The organism is Vibrio sp. 1978, from assembly GCF_033344345.1.
Genome location: NZ_JAWPOP010000530.1, coordinates 1 through 668, shown reverse-complemented (window position 1 = coordinate 668; position 668 = coordinate 1). Strand labels below are relative to the sequence as shown.

Below are 668 nucleotides of genomic sequence, written 5' to 3'. Positions count from 1 at the left end.
CTTAAAGATAAGTTAGGCACACCAGAAACCATCGAAGTCTGGTATCAAGGCGTCGAAGAACCGCAGCGAATTACTCTTTATCGTCTTCATGATTTTTGGTTGTTCAAGAATTGGCAAAACAAGTGGATCGCGATTTCTGTTGAGAGCAATTACATCATGCCTAAGTGAGAGGTGGTCAATAACCTCGTAGGTAAGCAGTGTTTACGCTTGTTCTTTTCGATTATTCTAACTGCCTTTCAGTAAGGCTTTGAGTGTTCTAAGGAGAAATAAATGCCTGAACTACCAGAAGTTGAAGTAAGCCGGATGGGTATTAGTCCACATATGGTTGGACAAACGATTAAGGCATTTGTTTTTCGCACACCCAAACTGCGCTGGGATATCCCGCAAGAGCTGAAATTGCTTGAAGGGCAAGTGATTCGAGCTATTCACCGCCGCGCAAAGTATTTGCTCATAGAAACGGATACAGGGACTGCCATTGTGCACCTTGGAATGTCCGGCTCGTTACGTGTGTTGGATGCTGCTTTTCCTGCGGCTAAGCACGATCATGTCGATCTCAAACTTACAAATGGTAAAGTGCTGCGTTATAACGACCCTCGACGCTTTGGTGCTTGGCTATGGTGCGCTCCTGGTGAGTCCCATGCGGTACTTGAGCATATGGGACCAGAGCC

1 protein-coding gene is annotated in these 668 nt (G+C 46.0%); it reads left to right on the top strand.

Annotated elements, in window-relative coordinates; genetic code table 11:
- Positions 1-270: 270 nt before the first annotated feature.
- Positions 271-668 (top strand): DNA-formamidopyrimidine glycosylase family protein (locus R8N49_RS27645; protein WP_318190519.1); only part of this gene is annotated, 398 nt, incomplete at its 3' end.